The 15,576-nt window shown below is 44.4% G+C and carries 12 protein-coding genes; 11 read left to right on the plus strand and 1 reads right to left on the minus strand.

Features of this window, described 5'->3' with window-relative positions; translation table 11 throughout:
• Nucleotides 1–370: 370 nt before the first annotated feature.
• Complete coding sequence (locus tag LG211_RS19730; protein WP_269478295.1) at nt 371–1,105, minus strand: GntR family transcriptional regulator; 735 nt, start codon at nt 1,103–1,105, stop codon at nt 371–373.
• A 161-nt stretch (nt 1,106–1,266) separates the two neighbouring features.
• Here LG211_RS19730 and LG211_RS19735 point away from each other — a divergent pair, with 161 nt between their 5' ends.
• The 11 genes from LG211_RS19735 (at nt 1,267) to LG211_RS19785 (ending at nt 15,331) form a co-directional block, all read left to right on the plus strand.
• Nucleotides 1,267–1,815, plus strand: coding sequence for a nitroreductase family protein (locus LG211_RS19735; RefSeq protein WP_148396208.1), 549 nt, complete (start codon nt 1,267–1,269; stop codon nt 1,813–1,815).
• A 16-nt stretch (nt 1,816–1,831) separates the two neighbouring features.
• Nucleotides 1,832–3,109 carry an aconitase X gene (locus LG211_RS19740; protein ID WP_148396209.1) on the plus strand — a complete coding sequence of 426 codons (1,278 nt, stop codon included), beginning with the start codon at nt 1,832–1,834 and terminating at the stop codon, nt 3,107–3,109.
• Nucleotides 3,096–3,524, plus strand: coding sequence for an aconitase X swivel domain-containing protein (locus tag LG211_RS19745; RefSeq protein WP_148396210.1), 429 nt, complete (start codon nt 3,096–3,098; stop codon nt 3,522–3,524). Before LG211_RS19740 ends, LG211_RS19745 begins: the two co-directional genes overlap by 14 nt.
• 9 nt (nt 3,525–3,533) lie before the next feature.
• Nucleotides 3,534–4,331, plus strand: coding sequence for an aspartate/glutamate racemase family protein (locus LG211_RS19750; protein WP_148396211.1), 798 nt, complete (start codon nt 3,534–3,536; stop codon nt 4,329–4,331).
• A complete protein-coding gene (locus LG211_RS19755; protein ID WP_148396212.1) occupies nt 4,332–5,399 on the plus strand; it encodes an NAD/NADP-dependent octopine/nopaline dehydrogenase family protein in 1,068 nt (355 codons plus the stop codon).
• 30 nt (nt 5,400–5,429) lie between these two features.
• Nucleotides 5,430–6,914 carry an MFS transporter gene (locus tag LG211_RS19760; protein ID WP_269478296.1) on the plus strand — a complete coding sequence of 495 codons (1,485 nt, stop codon included), beginning with the start codon at nt 5,430–5,432 and terminating at the stop codon, nt 6,912–6,914.
• Between the two features lie 136 nt (nt 6,915–7,050).
• A complete protein-coding gene (locus LG211_RS19765; RefSeq protein ID WP_269478297.1) occupies nt 7,051–8,532 on the plus strand; it encodes an MFS transporter in 1,482 nt (493 codons plus the stop codon).
• 29 nt (nt 8,533–8,561) lie between these two features.
• Complete coding sequence (locus LG211_RS19770; protein ID WP_148396215.1) at nt 8,562–8,939, plus strand: cupin domain-containing protein; 378 nt, start codon at nt 8,562–8,564, stop codon at nt 8,937–8,939.
• A gap of 23 nt (nt 8,940–8,962) precedes the next feature.
• Nucleotides 8,963–10,918, plus strand: a complete 1,956-nt coding sequence (locus tag LG211_RS19775; protein WP_148396216.1) for an oxidoreductase — start codon at nt 8,963–8,965, stop codon at nt 10,916–10,918.
• 12 nt (nt 10,919–10,930) lie between these two features.
• On the plus strand, nt 10,931–14,437 hold the full coding sequence (gene nifJ, locus LG211_RS19780) for a pyruvate:ferredoxin (flavodoxin) oxidoreductase (RefSeq protein WP_269478298.1): 3,507 nt from the start codon (nt 10,931–10,933) through the stop codon (nt 14,435–14,437).
• Between the two features lie 48 nt (nt 14,438–14,485).
• Nucleotides 14,486–15,331 carry a TerC/Alx family metal homeostasis membrane protein gene (locus LG211_RS19785; RefSeq protein ID WP_148396218.1) on the plus strand — a complete coding sequence of 282 codons (846 nt, stop codon included), beginning with the start codon at nt 14,486–14,488 and terminating at the stop codon, nt 15,329–15,331.
• The last annotated feature ends 245 nt before the right edge of the window (nt 15,332–15,576 follow it).

Consider the following 15,576-nt stretch of genomic DNA (forward strand, 5'->3'; position numbering starts at 1 on the left):
CGGCATGGAAAGACAGCAAATTGCCAGGATGGCAAAGCTATCTCTGGAAACGGTCGAAGCCTGGTTAAAAGGCTGATTAAATCTGCCGCCGGGTGGGACCGGCATCATTTGGGCAGATAAAGCTTCTTTCATGAGAAAGAAGAATACGAAGTTTAAAAGTACCCACTTTTAAGCAAGCAGTAAGGCGAAGCCGCCGAAGCTGGTTGCTTTTTTTAGTGTGCAGGAAATATCGAAGAACACACCTTCGCGAAACGGCGATGCTTGTCAGCGACATGTGTGCATAAGAATCTTTGATTCCGTCATACACACGTTTTTTATGTGATGAATAAATGGAAGACAGCTCCAACCTCCTTGGAGCTGCCTGTCTTTTTCATCGCGAACTGTTGGTCTCATAATCAAAATGCAGCTTAATCCGATCTCCCCGGAATAAAACTTTAGAAAACATATAGGGGTCATTTTCTGAGTTATAGGTGATACATTCCGTAAGTAAAATCGTGGAATTAACCGGTATATTGAGGATACGTGCTTCGCTGGCCGTAGCTGTCGTAAGCTCCAGTGTTTCCTTCCCTGAGTTGGGGGCAACATGATAATTGTCATGAAGCATATCGCATAAAATCTTGTTATTTAATTCCCATTCCGTAACTTTTTTAAATCTGGCATAGGGCAGATAATTAATGTGATAACTTAGCGGTGTATCTAAAACATTGGTCACGCGGTCAATTTTTATCAGTTTGTCCTTGGGCGACAGATTTAATTTTTGTGCAATCGTCGCGCCCGTTACAATCTCCAGTGAAAGCAAAAGCGAGCTAGTATCATAACCCTGAGATTCTAATTGTTCCTGAATACCTTTCTGGTATGTCGTATTGGTAATAATTTTTTGTTCTGACACGAACGTGCCTTTACCAGGCACCTTATAGAGATAATGCTCGTTTGCCAATCGAAGAATTACATTTCTGACTGTAGTCCTGCTTATTCCAAACATTTGGCTTAAAGCATTTTCAGAAGGAATCGGTTCATTGGGCTGGTATTCCCTGCTGTTGATTTGCTCCAGCAAGAAATCATAGAGCTGTATATGCAAAGGTGTCGGAGAATTTTTATCTATCATTCTGCCCCTCCTAAATGAATTTACTATATTATACCATATTATTAATTTATATAAAAGCAAAAGTGAACATGAAAATATTTGACAAGTCATGTTAAGTAAAGTATAATCATGACATAACATGTATATACAAGTTACTACATCGAAGAAAGGCAGGTGGTGCTATGAATGAGACAATTAGCAACATTTTAAAAAGAGTTGGAACAACAGCCTATCAGCCAAAACAAATCAAAGATGACGAGTTGGACCTTATCATACGGGCCGGTAAAGCCGCACCCAACGCATTTAACGCACAGAATTGGCATTTTAGCGTTATTCAGGACCGGGAAATCCTGGAAGCAATTGATCGGAAAACCTTTCAGGCGTTGGATGAAATAGGCGATATTGATGAGGATGAGAGGGATTACAGGCCCTTGTACGATGCGCCAGCCCTGATTATTCTTTCAGCCGCGGAGGAGTCCCAGTTCTCGAAGCAAGATTGTTCCTGCGCCAATCAAAACATGGCTGTAGCGGCAAAATCCCTCAATATCGGATCAAGGTATCTGGATGTTCCCAATATGGCTTTCGAGGGAGAGCAGGGGAAGAGACTCAGACAAAGGTGCCGGATTCCGGACGGCTATGAAGTGATATGCTCTCTGTCTCTCGGATATCCGGCTGATCAGGATGAAAAGCCATCGCCCAGGCGCGATGATGTTGTCAGTTATGTAAGGTGAAGGAGCCTTTGTACAAATGAAATTATCAGAAAAAGATAAAAAAATGCTGAATGGCGAATATGGCGAAGCTAAAAAAATAGCTATGGAAAAAATTTTAAAATACGCCAAAATTGTAGGCGCAGAGGAGTTGTGCGACGTAACAAAGAGTACCGCTGCCTGCGACTGCATGGATGAGTTTTTACTTGAAGGAAATACATTGGATGCGGTACTGTCGAAAAGCTATCTGGGAAAAGAAATGGAACTGGACACACTGGTAGACGATAACTGCTTATTTCAGGATGATGTCTGCTGCATAGATGGAGAAGATTATGAAAACTGTAATCAAACCAAAGAATTCTTTGAAGAGAATATGCGGTTTCTGAACAGGGCCTGCCAGCTGGGAACGATTCGAGCCAGTACATGCGCACCATATCTGACCGGATGGATCCCGCTTATGGGTGAAGTATTCCTCACAACCGAATCGAGTAACGTCTTATTCTGTAACTCGATTTGGGGCGCCAGAGGAAATGGCGGAGGACAGGGAACCACCTTTTGGTCAACCCTCACAGGCAGAACGCCTAAATTTGGTCTGCATCTCGATGAGAACAGAATCGGCACACATGTATTTCACATTGATTGCAGGACAGATACAAGAGAGGATTGGGATCTATTGGGTTATGTGATGGGAGGGTTTCTTGAGGCCGATTCAGTCCCAGTGCTGGCCGACGGATTTAAACGGCCGGACTTAAACAAAGTAAAGAGCTTTTTCACATCGTTGGCCACAACCAGCAGTGCGGAATTGTGCCTCATTGTAGGCATCTCACCCGAAGCAAGAGAATTGGAAGATGCCTTAAAGGGGAAGAGACCGCAGGCAGAGATTACGATTACACAAGAAATGATCGAAGAAGCGAGACTGACGCTGGGCTGCCAGACCTCCGGACCCATTAACTTCGTTCAGATCGGCTGTCCTCATTGCAGTGTGGAGGAGTTACAGCACTATGCGGACTATCTTAAAGGTAAAAAGGTTGCGCAAGGGATGCGATTCTTTATTTACACGACCATGGCAACCTTGAAAATGGCCGAAGACAGCGGAATTGCCCAGACCATTAGAAAAACCGGCGCCCATCTTATGACCTGCGGATGCGTGGATGTAACCACAAACCTCACGGATGGATCCATTGCGGTAGGTCTTTCCTCAACAAAGCTGACGCACTATCAAAAATCCGAGCGATCGGTTCCCATCTACTATGGGACGGACAAGCAATGTATGGATGCGGCAATCAGAGGTTACTGGGAGGTGAATGATGGAAAATAAGATTTTAAAAGCCAGAGGAGCCAACGGTCCTGCAGCAGAAGGATATGCGCTGGTGTGTCCAAACAGCATTCAAGGATGGTCAGCGCTTGAAATGGATACCGGAGTCATTATTGAAAAAGGCCATCTCTATGAAGGCGAGTCAGTAAAGGGAAAGATTTTGGTAGTACCGTGCAGCAGAGGATCACTCGGATGGTCAGATTATTTCTTTGCCTGCCATCTGCACGGAGTAGGTCCAATGGGTTATGTGTTCAAGAAGATGGATTCAAAGTGCGCCACAACCGTAGCGCTGGCAGATGTCCCCTGTGTTGCTGACTTTGGTCCAGACTGCGATCCATGTGAAGAGATCAAAACAGGGGACTATATCCGAATAGACGGGGATAAAGGCACAGTAGAAATCTTAAAAAGTGTGGAATAGGAGGAAGCGATGAAAGAAGTTAAAGATGGGTTTTATAGACACTATGCATATATCGAGCCGGGTGAGGACCTGCATTACCGGATGAATAAAGATTCAAGAGGCGGTGCGGGAGAGCTGGTTGGAGTTATTATTGTGCCAGCCTGGCTGCCATGTCCTCCAGGTCATGTATCAAATGCGTATTCCTTTGACTTTCCGATCAAATATGTTGAACTGGAAGGCGCTAACCAGCAGTTAGTTCACGGAGCGGCAGCATCCCTTGAGGATCAGATCATTGCGACGGCAAAACAGCTGGAATTGGACGGATGCAGAGTGATCTGCGCGGACTGCGGTTATTTTGGACATTTCCAAAGGCAGGTGGCCGATTCTGTGGACATTCCCGTTTATCTTTCCGGAGTAGTGCAGGTGCCTTGGATCAGAGTGGGCTTGCGGTCAGACCAGAAAATAGGAATTATATGCGGCGATGCACCTCATCTCACTTACAGCCTGTTCCAATCATGCGGAGTTTCGAAAGAAGATTATGACCGATGCGTTATTATTGGCGCGCAGGATGAGCCGGAATTCAGCAAATTTGATAAAAATGTGGGCAATTTTGATTCGGCAAAAGTGCGAGCCGAGATGGTGGGCCTTGCGAAAAAACTGCAGGATGAAAATCCGGATTTGGGTGCGATTCTGTTGGAATGTACGGATATGCCGCCCTATGCGGCATCCATACAGGCAGCGACCAACCTCCCTGTATTCGATACAACGACTATGATGAAATTCCTATATAACACAGTAGCTCAGAGGAATTATGGAGGAAACGTTTAAATGAAAAAGATAACTGTAATAGGAGCGGGAAATTGCAGTTATGCAGCAGCAGCGGATTTGGCGCTAAAAGGGAATCAAGTAAACATGTTGGTGGATGAACCACATTGGTCTGAGATTACTGCTGTTGCGAAAACCAGGACTGTTGAGCTTCATGAAGATAATCGGACTCAAGAGGCAAAGCTCCACATGGTTACGGATGATCCACAGGCAGCAATAGGAGGGAGTGATCTGATTTTGATCACGATCCCTGCATATGGTCATGAGTTTATCACTCAATGGATTTGCGACTATCTGTCTGATGATCAGACTGTAATATTTGCGCCTGGTTACCTTGCAAGCTTATTACTGAAAAAAAAGTTAAAAGAACAGGGCCGCGGAAAAAGGATCTTTGTTGCGGAAACCAATGAAACTCCTTATAACGCAAAAAAGCTGGGCGGCAATCGAGTCGAAATAAGCGGTAGAATTACGCCCCTTTTGACAGCTGCAGTTCCATCAGATGATACGGCACAGGTTTTGGCAGAATTTGAATCGATTTTACCTTTAACAAAAGCCGACCATGTGTTTCACAGCGTACTGCATGCCACAAACCCCTGTTACCATGTTCCGGGCTGTGTCCTTAATACAGGGAGAATCGAGCGGGCAAAGGGGGAATTCTACCTCTATGAAGAGGGAATAACACCCGCCGTTGCGACTGTTATGGAAAAATTGGACGAAGAACGAATTCATATTTTAAAAGCTCTGGGATGCTCCTATTATAGTGTGCCTGAGGAAATGGCGGAAGGCAGACAAGCCAGAAGCATGTGGGAAGAGATCAACGGCTGTCAAGGTCTTGAGTTTGTAAAAGGACCTGAGAGTTTGCAGAGCAGATATTTGACCGAGGATATTCCCTACGGCCTGATGTCGTGGAGCATGATTGGCCGGATGCTGGAGCTGAATCTGCCGGTAATCGAGGCATTGATCACATTAGGCGGAATCGTAATAGGAAAAGACCTGATCAGGAAGGGGCAAACGAAAGAAAAATTAGGGTTAGAGGAGTTAACAAGAGATAATCTGTTTTTAATTGTATAAACGGTTGGAAATACCAGAAAGGAAACAATTATGAAAAACAAAGGGAACTTGTTAGGTTTAACCGGTGAAATGTCTTTATGGCAAAAAATCCGATACTCGCTTGGAAATGCCGGCGACGAATTACCATACGCGATCTTCTATACATATTTTATGATGTACCTAACTGAAGTGGCGGGAATTGATGCAGTTGTAGCAGGAGTCATTTCTGCGGTGGCCGCAGCCTGCGATGGCCTTGTGGACCCGGCACTGGGTATATTCTCCGATAATTTATATCGAAAGCATGGAACCAGAAGGCCGGCCATGGTTATGGGCCTTGGGCCTCTCGCTATTGTAACCATCCTGCTATTTGTGCCATCTCCGTTCAGCGGAACGGGCCAGCTGGTTTATTACTGCTTTTTTTCCATTCTCTTTGTCGCCTTCTATTCTTTATACAGCATGAACTTTGTATCAATGGGCGCGGAAATGACAGACAGCTATGAAGAAAGAAACATGCTGCGTCTGCTTTGCGGATTAACAGCGCCGCTGTTCGCTTATCTGGGACATGGCGGCCCTCAGCTGGCACAGGCTATTTTGCCCAAGATGAACCTTCAGGGTCAATGGGTAGCTACAGGTGTAAGTATCACAATCATCTATGTGATATGCTGTGTCATCTGTATCTTTGTAGCCCTTAGTCCTAAAAGGGTTAAAGAGCTTCGAGCAGAAGGAAGAGAGTTGAGGGAAGTCAGATCAGAGGAGAACATAGATGAAGTAAAAGTCAGTAAACTGAACTTTTTTGAAAATGTGGGATCCGTGCTAAAGATCAAAGCCTTGCGAGTGGAAATCATCATGATCCTTTCCTTTACCATCGCCAATGGATTCTTCTATGCATTAATCGCATATGCCCTGACTTACTCCATGGAACTCAACGCAGCTCAGCAGGCCACATACTGGGCCGTGCAGACAGTCATTTACTATGCGGCAGTAGTCTTATGTGTACCTGTGGCTAATAAATTTGGCAAAAAGCCTTTATTCATCGCCTGTTTTGCCATTGCAGGAATTTCGATGACAGCTTTCTACTTTGGAAGTGTCCAGTCTCTGCTGGCAGCAACGCTTCTGATGGCAGCCTTCACCTTTATTGAAGCTCCCTTCTGGACGCTGTACTGCACCTGGGGCTATGAGATTTCCGATATTGATGAATTTGCAAACGGCAAGAGAAGAACATCGCTGATCTTATCGGTAGCGTCCGTGTTCATTAAAGTGGGACCTACTTTATCCTTCATATTCTCTGGAATCATTCTCAAGAGCATCGGTTATGTGGAGGGCGGCGTTTCCCAAGCAGCAACTGTTACGGAAGGCCTGCACGGATACATCACCCTGCTGCCGGGATTGGTTTTGGTTGTAGGCAGCATCGCGGCCCTCCAGTATCCGGTAACAAGAAAAGGATTTGATGCCTTGACAAAGGCCCTGGAAGCGAAAAGGGCAGGAGAGGAATATTCAACAGAAGGCTTCGAACACATGCTGCCAAAAGAAAAATAAGAAAATCGAATTTAAAAGAGGAAAATTGCAGGATTGACCTGATAAACAAGTTGCAGGATTTGCCACTGGTTCCATCAATAGTTGATCGCTTAAATAAAAGTGGTAAGACGGATAAAATAACAGAAAGGAAAAAAATATGAAAACCAAAGGCAATGTTTTAGGCTTAACCGGTGAAATCTCTATTGGCAAAAAAATCAGATATTCTCTTGGAAATGCTGGTGATGAGTTGCCTTATGCACTGTTTTATACATACTTTATGATGTATCTAACGGAAGTCGCCGGAATTAATGCTGTTGTTGCAGGAATTATTTCAGCAGTAGCTGCTGCTTGCGATGGCCTTGTCGATCCGGCATTGGGCATATTCTCGGACAATTTATATCGAAAACACGGAACAAGAAGGACAGGCATGATCATTGGTCTTGGGCCGCTGGCAATTGTGACGATTTTATTATTCGTCCCTGCGCCTTTTTCCGGTGTTGGAGAATTAATCTACTATTGTATTTTTTCAATCCTGTTCGTAACCTGCTTCTCAATGTATAGTACGAATTTCATTTCAATGGGTGCGGAGATGACGGATAGCTATGAAGAAAGAAATTTTTTGAGGCTGCTTTGCGGATTAACTGCGCCGCTCTTTTCCTATCTGGGACATGGAGGTCCACAGCTTGCAAAAGCCATTTTACCGGAAATGGATGTTGATGCACAGTGGCTTACTACCGGAATTAGTGTGACTCTGGTGTATGGTATTTGCTGTCTTGTTTGTATCTTTGCCGCATTAAGCCCAAGGAAAGTAAAAGCGCTTAGAGCTGCTGGCAGACCACCAAAAGAAGCGGCTGCAGAAGAGAATGATGATGTTAAAATTGGGAAATTGAACTTTATTGAAAATGTCACATCACTATTAAAGATTAAAGCATTAAAAGTACAGTTAATCATGGTATTTGCCTTTACTGTAGCAAATGGTTTTTTCTATGCGCTGATTGCCTATGTACTCACTTATTCTATGGAACTTAATGCTGCGCAGCAGGCTACTTTTTGGGCGGTAGAGAGTGTTGTTTATTATGGGGCAATTGTATTATGCGTACCAGTCGCTAATAAATTTGGCAAAAAGCCAATGTTCATCGTCTGTTATGCTGTCGCAGGAGTTACAATGACAAGTTTCTTTTTCTTGAATTTGAACTCTTTAGGCGCTGCTGTAGCTATGATGGTAGCGTTTACTCTTGTTGAAGCACCCTTCTGGACACTGCACTGCACGATGGGATATGAAATTTCTGATATTGATGAATTCGCAAACGGTAAGAGGAGAACTTCATTAGTTATTTCATTTGCAAGCCTATTCGTTAAAATCGGGCCAACGCTATCCTATATTTTTACAGGTATTATTCTTAGCAGCATTGGCTATGTGGAAGGCGGCGTATCACAGCCGGAATCTGTTGCAGAGGGATTGCATGGATATATTACATTGCTTCCGGGAATATTCCTATTGTTGGGTGTAATCGCCGCTCTCCAGTATCCGGTAACAAGAAAAGGCTTTGATGCCTTGACAAAAGCACTGGAAGCGAAACGGGCAGGAGAGGATTATTCAACAGAAGGCTTTGAACATATGCTGCCAAAAGCAAAATAAGAAAATAGAATTTAAAAGAGGAGAGTAGAATGAACAAAGTAAAACTTTTTGACATACGCCAGATGGAATGGCATGACGATGAAAATGGTATGAGAAGCTGCGTGTTTAAACCCAGCGAAAATATGACCATGCAATATTGGGAAATCAAGCCGGGAGCAGGTGCGCCGCTTCACAGCCATCCCCACGAACAGCTGATTTACATCAAACAAGGAATGCTGGAAGTAACCGTCCAGGAGACTACCTATGAAGTGGGGGCAGGCTGCTTCTGCCATGTGCCTCCCGGAGCGGAGCATGGCACCTATAACCCGGGACCGGAATCCTGTATTAATGTGGATATGTTTTCGCCAGAGCGTGAAGACAGGACGGAAAGTAGGAAAATAACAGATTTAAATCATAAAAACTGGTGATAACTTGGGTCAAGGAGAAGAACATGAATTACAAAGCAAAATACTCGAACCTCTTTAAAGAAGGGAAGATTAGAAAGCAAACGATAAAGAACAGAATTGTGGTGACGCCGGTGGGACTTACTTATGCAGATTCAAACGGGCAAGCCGGCCTGCGGCTGATCCGTTATCTTGAAGAACGCGCAAAAGGCGGAGCCGGTATCGTAATGCCGGGTATCGTCCTGGTGGATTCAAAGACGGGAAAAATTAATGCCAATGAATTGTGCCTGGAAAACCAGGCGCAATCCATGTCTTTTGCCCATCTGGCCAGAGCAATACATAAATACGATGCCAAACTATTTTTACAGCTGTACCATCCTGGAAAATGCACGGTAAGCGGCAATCTCAATGGAGAAAAACCATGGTCGGCATCAGAAGTACCAACAGCAGATGGGAAGCGAACAAAAGCCATGTCAAAAAAAGATATCGAATATCTGATTGAAAAATTTGTACAATCGGCCAAGCTTGCTGAAACAGCCGGTGTGGATGGCGTGGAAATTCACGCTGCCCATGGTTATCTGTTGAATCAGTTTTTGTCGCCATTGTACAATCACCGCAGCGATGAATACGGCGGAAGTATTGAAAATAGGGCAAGAATCGTGGTTGAGATATATGAGGCCATTCGCAAGGTTGTCAGCAAAGACTTTGTTGTCGGCATAAGAATATCGGTTGATGAATTTGTCGAAGGCGGAAATACGCTGGAAGACGGATTGGCTTTCGCCAAAATATGGGATGAAATGGGCGTGGACTATATGAATGTTAATTGTGGCCTTCAGGAAAGCTCCCAGTTTAACAGAGAGCCGCCGTGCTATCCGCAGGGATGGAAAAAACACCTGTCAAAATCCGTTAAAGAAGCAGTCAGCTGCCCGATCATAGCAGTAAATACCATCAAGAAGCCGGACTTTGCCGACAGTTTGATTGGAGAAGGCGTCTGCGATTTTGCTGGGCTTTCAAGAGGCCATCTGGCTGACCCCTACTGGACGAAAAAAATTACACAAGGGAAAGAAGACCAGATAAGAATTTGCATCAGTTGTTTAAATTGTATGGATACGTTCATCCAGGGAATTCCACCTACTTGTACCGTAAATCCCCGGCTGGGAAGAGAAATTGAGTTTTCACAGATACAGAAAAATGGTCGTGGAAGAACTGTCGTTGTCATCGGCGGAGGGCCGGGAGGCATGGAGGCAGCTATGGTTCTTGCAGAAAGAAAATTCCGAGTGGTGCTGTTTGAACAGAAAGCGGAACTGGGCGGCCAGCTCAATTATGCGGAAAAGCCGCCGAAAAAAGAAAAAATCCGCTGGCTGAAGGAAGGTATGATCGCCCAACTAAAATCTTTAGGTGTAGAGGTCCGGCTGAATACAAAAGCTGATATTGAAGCCGTTAAGAAATTAAAGCCGTTAGGCGTATTCCTTTGCAGCGGGGCCCAGCCCGTCAAGCCGGAAACCATAGACGGCATTGATCGAAAAAATGTTTACACAGTCCCCGAAGTTCTGAGCGGCGCAGTTGATTTAAGGAAAAAACAGGTCATAGTAGCAGGAGCAGGGCAGGCAGGCTTAGAGACAGCTTCTTTCCTTGCAGATCAGGGCTGTCATGTAAAAATTATCGAACAGGAAAGTGAAATCGGAAAAGGTGTATTCAAACAATGTCTGAATGAAGAGTTGAAAGAACTAAAAGCTGCAGACGCTGAAATTTATCCGGACTGTACTTTACGTTCCATTGAAGAAACATATATTATGGTTTCCTGTGAAGGTCAGGCGGATAAAAAAATGGAGGCAGAGGCAGTTGTCATGTCGCTGGGGGTGAAAGGCGATCCGAAAGCGGCGGAAGAATTCAAGAGTCACTTCACCCATGTAAGGATAGTGGGAGACGCGTTAAAAAGCGGACGTATTGTAGATGCAATTACAGACGGATTTACAAAAGCGTGGGTTTTTGATGAGGAGTGAAGGGAGGCAAATATGGCAAATAAAAAAATAGTTGTTGACGGTAATGAGGCTGCGGCATATGTTTCTTATGCGTTTACTGAGGTTGCAGGAATTTTTCCCATCACGCCCTCGTCCCCTATGGCAGAACATGTTGATGAATGGGCAGCCCTGGGAAAGAAAAATATTTTCGGACAGACTGTGGATGTGGCAGAGCTTCAATCGGAAGGGGGAGCGGCGGGAAGTGTCCACGGCTCCCTGCAGGCGGGGGCACTGACGACAACATATACTGCATCCCAGGGATTGCTTTTGATGATCCCAAACATGTATAAAATAGCGGGGGAATTATTACCAGGAGTGTTCCACGTTTCGGCGCGAACGTTATCGGCACATGCGTTGTCTATCTTTGGAGATCATTCCGATGTTATGGCTTGCAGGCAGACCGGATTTGCCCTTCTGGCATCAGCAAATCCTCAGGAAGTAATGGATTTAGGCGCAGTAGCCCATTTGGCAGCAATAAAAGGCAGAGTGCCTTTCCTTCACTTCTTTGATGGGTTTCGTACCTCCCATGAAATACAGAAAATTGATGCGCTGGATTATGAGGATCTGGCTGGGCTGGTCGATTTGGATGCGCTGAAACGATTCAGAAAGAATTCGCTGAACCCGGAACGGCCTTGTACAAGAGGAACTACGCAGAATCCGGATGTATTTTTTCAATTGAGAGAAGCATCTAATAACTTTTATGCCGCTCTCCCGGGAATTGTGGAAGGCTATATGGATGAGATAAACAAATTGACAGGAAAGAATTACAAGCTGTTTAATTATTACGGAGCACCGGATGCGAAACGGGTTGTCGTTGCCATGGGTTCGGTCATCGATACCATACAGGAGACCGTAGATTATCTTACAGCACGGGGTGAAAAAGTCGGTGTATTATGCGTTCGCTTATACAGGCCTTTTTCTGCAGAGCATTTTCTGGCGGAGCTGCCCCAAAGTGTTGAGAAACTTGCAGTGCTGGACAGAACTAAGGAAACCGGCAGCCAGGGAGAACCTCTTTATCAAGATGTATGTCAGCTTTGTTTTAAGCGGGGCAAGAAGATTGATGTTATCGGAGGCAGATATGGTTTGTCTTCTAAGGATACCACGCCGGCTCAGATATGTGCTGCGTTTGATAATTTGAAAAAAGAGAGCTCAAAAGAGAACTTTACTATAGGTATTGAGGATGATGTTACTGGACTGTCACTGCCAATTCCTCAGCAGCTTACCGGAACATCGCCCAAAGGAACCATCAGCTGCAAGATTTGGGGATTGGGTTCAGACGGGACAGTGGGAGCTAATAAAAACACTATAAAGATTATCGGCGGTCATACGGATCTATATACACAAGCATATTTTGTATATGACTCGAAAAAATCGGGAGGACTAACTCAGTCTCACTTACGATTCGGCAAAGAAGAAATTAAATCGACCTATCTAGTGTCAGAGGCGGATTTTGTAGCTTGCCACAATCAATCCTATGTGGACCGGTATAATCTTACGGGAGACTTAAAAAAAGGTTCTGTTTTTCTTCTTAATTGCCAGTGGGATGAGAAGGAACTGGAAGAGAAACTGCCTCCATCTTTGAAGAGGGATTTAGCTGAAAAAAAGATAAGATTCTATATCATTAACGCTGTGGATATTGCAAAGGATTTAGGATTAGGCGGAAGAACGAATACAGTATTGCAGGCGGCTTTTTTTAAGCTTGTACCAATTCTTCCACTGGAGGATGCTGTTCGATATATGAAAGACAGTATTAAAAAAACATATTCCAGAAAAGGCGAACAGATTGTTGCCATGAACTGGCTTGCAGTCGATCGGGGGATTGAGCTGCTGAAAGAAATAGCCGTTCCACCAGCCTGGAAGCAGGCTGTAATTGAAGAAAAAGACTGCGACTATCCAGATTTCATTAAAAAAGTCGTGATCCCTATGAATCGGCAGGAGGGAGATGCAATTCCGGTCAGTGCATTCATCGGCAGAGAAGACGGGACATGGCCCGCAGGAACTACCAAGTATGAAAAGCGGGGCGCTGCGGTGGATATACCCAAATGGAATGGAGATAAATGTATCCAGTGCAACCAATGTTCCTATGTATGTCCCCACGCGGCGATCCGGCCGATACTCCTTGATAAAAACGAAGCGGCAAAAAAACCAAAGACGTTTGAAACGATCCATGCAAAGGGAAAGGGACTGACCCAATACCAATATCGAATTCAGGTGTCGCCGCTGGACTGTACGGGCTGCGGTAGCTGTGCATATATTTGCCCTGCAAAGGAAAAAGCGCTATCTATGAAGAGCCTTGCTTCTCAAATCCACGAGACAAAAAACTGGAATTACAGCATTGAATCCGTATCGACTAAAGAGGATGCCATTGATAAAAATACAGTCAAGGGCAGCCAGTTTGCCCAGCCCTTGTTCGAATTTTCAGGAGCATGTGCGGGCTGCGGTGAAACTCCCTATGTAAAGCTCATCTCCCAACTGTTTGGCGACCGAATGTACTGTGCCAATGCGTCAGGATGTTCAACGGCATTTAGCGGCAGCACGCCGTCAACCCCTTATACAACCAATAAAGATGGCTGCGGTCCTGCATGGGCGATGTCCCTCTTTGAAGATACAGCTGAATACATCTATGGTATGTACATGGGTGCTGAAAAAATAAGAGAGCGATTAACCGCTGTAATTACAGAACTCTCCAGCATTGAAGAGCTAAAGGGGCCATGCCGCAATTGGCTTGAAAAGAGTGCGGATCCTGACTGCGGCCGTGAGGCGGCAAATGAACTTGCGAGGGTTTTAACAAGCTATGAGAATAAAACGGAAGCTGTCAGCTACGTTATTGAAAATCGGGAATACCTTACGCCTAAATCTTATTGGGGTCTCGGCGGTGACGGCTGGGCTTATGACATAGGCTATGGAGGGCTGGATCATGTCCTGGCATCAGGCAAGAATATTAACCTGTTTGTACTTGATACAGAAGTTTACTCCAATACCGGCGGACAAGCTTCAAAAGCCACCGCTACAGGAGCAATCGCCAAATTCGCTTCCGACGGTAAGAAAACTAAGAAAAAAGACTTAGGATTGATGGCCATGAGTTACGGCTATGTGTATGTTGCGCAGGTTGCGATGGGCTATGATATGCACCAGACGCTTAAAGCTATTCGAGAAGCAGAAAGTTATGATGGCCCTTCTCTGATTATTGCCTACTGCCCGTGTATTGAACATGGTATGAAATGCGGTATGTCCCAGGGTATGGGAGAAGCTAAACGTGCCGTTGAGGCCGGATACTGGCATACATACCGCTACAATCCTGATTTGAAGAAGCAAGGTCAAAACCCATTTATCTTGGACTCTAAAGAACCGACAGGGGATTTAAAAGAATTTATGATGAACGAAGTAAGATATGCGTCATTGAAAAAAGCATTCCCGGAAACCGCTGAGCAGCTGTTTGATAAGGCAGAAAAAGATGCGAAGGAAAGATATCAAACGTATTTGCAATTGGCAGGAAAATAATGAGCAAGAGATGAAGGGGAATTCAAAAAGAATCTAGGTGAAAAAGAAATGAAAGAAATCAAACATGCTATAAAATGGGTGTGTATATGGATCGCTTTAGCGGGACTATGTTGTGCAGCCATAGGTCTTTCTTTGGGAAGTAAAAGCGCACTGGAATTCGCAGCAGGTTACCTGATCGAGCTGAGCTTAAGTGTTGACAACCTTTTTGTATTTATGACGATTTTTATTTCCTTTGGCATAAAAGAAAAGGTGCAGCACAGAGTACTCAGCTGGGGCATTATGGGTGCAATCGTATTGCGTTTTGTTTTTATATTCTTCGGTCTTAAGATTGTATCTTCTTTTGAATGGATTCTCTACATTTTTGGAGCAATCCTCGTTATAAACGGCATAAAAATGCTAATTGGCAAGGAAGAAGAAATAGAACCGCAGGATAGCAAAATAATAAAAGCTGTAAGGAAATTCCTGCCCATGACGGAGTCTTTTGAAGATGATCGCTTTATGATTAAAAGAAACGGAAAAAAGCTTTTTACACCTCTGTTTGCGATCTTGTGTCTGGTAGAATGCTCCGACATCATATTTGCAATTGACTCAGTTCCGGCAGTGTTTTCGGTCTCGACCAGCCTGCTGATTGTGTATAGCTCTAACATCTTTGCTATTCTTGGACTGAGGCAGATGTACTTTGTATTGGAGCATTTACAGGAACGCTTCCAATATGTCAAATATGGAGTCGGCGTGATTTTAATATTTACAGGAGTAAAATTGGGAGCATTAATTGTTAACATCCATATTTCAACGGTAGTTTCAATCTGCGTCATTTTTGCAGTAATTGCGTCGAGTATCATCCTTTCGCTGATTTTATCAGGAAAGCGGGAAAAGGATAGACCAATTTTATAAATGGGGCCATTTTTGATAATCGTCTTATAATTCAAAGACCAGCAGGCAGGGAGCATCTCGCTCCTTGACCTGCTGATTTCATTTGTAGTTGGGAATATATTACATTTATGAATTGACAAAAAATGCCAATTATGTTAAAGTAAAAATATACCAATTCAGAAAGGGGGGCTTACATATCGCACTCAATTTAAAAAACGATCTTTTGTTCAAAGCCGTCTATGGCCGGGAAGATGAGGAATGCAAAC

Source organism: Hominibacterium faecale, from assembly GCF_020734085.1.
Lineage (GTDB): Bacteria > Bacillota > Clostridia > Peptostreptococcales > Anaerovoracaceae > Hominibacterium > Hominibacterium faecale.

Coding starts and splice junctions, on each gene's coding strand:
- LG211_RS19775 (WP_148396216.1), top strand. CDS start 8,963: ATGAATTACAAAGCAAAATACTCGAACCTCTTTAAAGAAGGGAAGATT.
- LG211_RS19760 (WP_269478296.1), top strand. CDS start 5,430: ATGAAAAACAAAGGGAACTTGTTAGGTTTAACCGGTGAAATGTCTTTA.
- LG211_RS19770 (WP_148396215.1), top strand. CDS start 8,562: ATGAACAAAGTAAAACTTTTTGACATACGCCAGATGGAATGGCATGAC.
- LG211_RS19750 (WP_148396211.1), top strand. CDS start 3,534: ATGAAAGAAGTTAAAGATGGGTTTTATAGACACTATGCATATATCGAG.
- LG211_RS19745 (WP_148396210.1), top strand. CDS start 3,096: ATGATGGAAAATAAGATTTTAAAAGCCAGAGGAGCCAACGGTCCTGCA.
- nifJ (WP_269478298.1), top strand. CDS start 10,931: ATGGCAAATAAAAAAATAGTTGTTGACGGTAATGAGGCTGCGGCATAT.
- LG211_RS19785 (WP_148396218.1), top strand. CDS start 14,486: ATGAAAGAAATCAAACATGCTATAAAATGGGTGTGTATATGGATCGCT.
- LG211_RS19735 (WP_148396208.1), top strand. CDS start 1,267: ATGAATGAGACAATTAGCAACATTTTAAAAAGAGTTGGAACAACAGCC.
- LG211_RS19730 (WP_269478295.1), bottom strand. CDS start 1,105: ATGATAGATAAAAATTCTCCGACACCTTTGCATATACAGCTCTATGAT.
- LG211_RS19755 (WP_148396212.1), top strand. CDS start 4,332: ATGAAAAAGATAACTGTAATAGGAGCGGGAAATTGCAGTTATGCAGCA.
- LG211_RS19765 (WP_269478297.1), top strand. CDS start 7,051: ATGAAAACCAAAGGCAATGTTTTAGGCTTAACCGGTGAAATCTCTATT.
- LG211_RS19740 (WP_148396209.1), top strand. CDS start 1,832: ATGAAATTATCAGAAAAAGATAAAAAAATGCTGAATGGCGAATATGGC.